This window comes from Pseudomonadota bacterium (assembly GCA_022361155.1).
Taxonomy (GTDB): Bacteria; Myxococcota_A; Polyangia; order Polyangiales; family JAKSBK01; genus JAKSBK01.
In genome coordinates this window covers 1-1,785 of sequence record JAKSBK010000059.1, presented here as the reverse complement: position 1 = coordinate 1,785, position 1,785 = coordinate 1, and the positions used below count along the sequence as shown (strand labels likewise).

At 71.2% G+C, this 1,785-nt stretch carries 4 protein-coding genes; 3 read left to right on the top strand and 1 reads right to left on the bottom strand.

Annotated elements, in window-relative coordinates:
* Window positions 1-537: ABC transporter ATP-binding protein (locus tag MJD61_01650; GenBank protein ID MCG8553982.1), on the top strand; the 537-nt coding region annotated here is incomplete at its 5' end.
* Here MJD61_01650 and MJD61_01645 read toward each other — a convergent pair.
* Window positions 534-974, bottom strand: coding sequence for a cyclic nucleotide-binding domain-containing protein (locus MJD61_01645; GenBank protein ID MCG8553981.1), 441 nt, complete (start codon window positions 972-974; stop codon window positions 534-536). The genes MJD61_01650 and MJD61_01645 overlap by 4 nt on opposite strands.
* A 128-nt stretch (window positions 975-1,102) precedes the next feature.
* On the opposite strand from MJD61_01645, the gene MJD61_01640 reads away from it, so the two are divergent.
* Window positions 1,103-1,372 carry a hypothetical protein gene (locus tag MJD61_01640; protein ID MCG8553980.1) on the top strand — a complete coding sequence of 90 codons (270 nt, stop codon included), beginning with the start codon at window positions 1,103-1,105 and terminating at the stop codon, window positions 1,370-1,372.
* The coding region (locus tag MJD61_01635; GenBank protein ID MCG8553979.1) for a hypothetical protein at window positions 1,369-1,785 on the top strand (417 nt) is incomplete at its 3' end. The genes MJD61_01640 and MJD61_01635, both read left to right, overlap by 4 nt.

Below are 1,785 nucleotides of genomic sequence, written 5' to 3'. Positions count from 1 at the left end.
GTCGAACGCTATCCGCACGAGATGAGCGGCGGTCAGCGCCAGCGGGTCGGCATCGCTCGCGCTTTGGCGCTGCGGCCGGAGTTCGTGGTCTGCGACGAAGCGGTCTCCGCGCTGGACGTGTCGGTGCAGGCGCAGATCCTCAACCTGATGCGCGATCTTCAGAGGGAACTGGGGCTGACCTACCTGTTCATCAGCCACAACCTGGCCGTGGTCTACCACGTGTCCGACCACATCGGCGTCATGTATCTCGGCAAGCTGTGCGAGGTGGCGACGGCCAAGGCGCTGTTCCGGCGGCCGCGCCATCCCTACACGCGGCTGCTGTTCGACACCATCCCGGACCTGGAGATGTCCGGCCGCGAGCGGCCGCCCGTGGGGGGCGAGGTGCCGAACCCCATCGACCCGCCCCCCGGGTGCAGCTTCCATCCCCGCTGTCCTTTCGCCAACGACCGCTGCCGTACCGAGGTGCCGGTGCTGCGCCAGGTCGACGACGGCACCGTCGCCTGCCACGCCGTGGAGGAGGGGAGGATCGAGGTCTAAGTCTGAGACTGCTGGGCCAGCAGCCTCTTGTTGGCGGCCCGCAGCCGGCGGGCCAGGTCGAGGAACAGGGAGCGGTAGAAGCGTCCGGCGAAGGCCGGGTCGGCGTCGGTCATGGCGTCGATGGCGGTGCGGGCCAGGGCCAGCACCTCCACCTCGCCGTCCGCCACCAGGGTGGCGCTGGCCGGCTCGCCGTCGACGAAGGACATCTCGCCCAGCACCTCGCCGGGACCCAGCGGTCCGGCGAACTCAACCAACTGCTCGCCCCCTTGGGTCTGGGTGACCCGCACCTGTCCGCTGCTGAGGATCATCAGGTCCTCGACCAGCTCGCCCTGGGTGATGACCTCGTCGCCGGGGGGGAAGCTGAGCATCTGGGCCTTTTCGCGGAGTCGCTCGCGTTCCGCGGGCAGCAGGTCGGAGAAGCAGGTGTCGAATTCCATGGCGGGCATCCTCGCACGTTGAGCGCTCCCGTGCCGTTGCCCGCCGGCCGGTTGCGACAAGGCGGCCAACGTACCAAATCAATAGGGCTTCGACTACACTGCAATGGAACCGGAACGGGGTGATGGACATGAGCACCGACGCGACGGCGGCGACCCGAAGGGCCATGGCGGCCGGCGGCCTGGCCCTGCTGCTGGGCGCTTGCGCCCAGGTCTCGGGCGACGCCCGGGGCGTGGTCATCGAGCACGCCGCCAACCAGGTCGGCGCCGCCGACCTGCAGGCCGCCGACCACTGCGCCCGGCACGGCCGGAAGGCGGTGCGGGTGAAGACCGGGCCGGCGGAGACCTCCGTGCTGCTGCTGCGCAAGCGCACCAGCACCTATCGGTGTGTGCCGGGTTGAGCCGGCGCTGGCTCCTGGCGCTGTTGGCGGCGGTGGCGCTGACCGCCGTCGCCGGGCTGCTGGTGTGGCGCTTCCCGGAGGCGCTGGCCGGCCGGGACCAGCGCATCGACCTGGTGCAGGGCGTGCTGCTGCTGGTGCTGGTGGGCTCCAGCGGCGTGCTCTACCGCGGCGTCTCGCTGGGCCGGGCGGTGCGCAACGGGGCCATCTGGGTGGTCATCCTGCTGGCGCTGGTGGCGGGCTACAGCTACCGCCACGACCTCGAAGGGGTGTGGCGGCGGGTGTCCGGCAACCTGGTGCCGCACGCGCCGGTGGCAGGCGCCGACGGCTCGGTGGTCATCACCGCCGGCCGGCACGGCCACTTCGTGGTCGAGGCGGAGGCGGACGGCACCCCGGTCCGCTTCCTGGTCGACACG

Bases quoted from the DNA above. Each gene is read 5' to 3' on its own strand.
- MJD61_01645 (MCG8553981.1), bottom strand. From the start codon at position 974: ATGGAATTCGACACCTGCTTCTCCGACCTGCTGCCCGCGGAACGCGAG.
- MJD61_01640 (MCG8553980.1), top strand. From the start codon at position 1,103: ATGAGCACCGACGCGACGGCGGCGACCCGAAGGGCCATGGCGGCCGGC.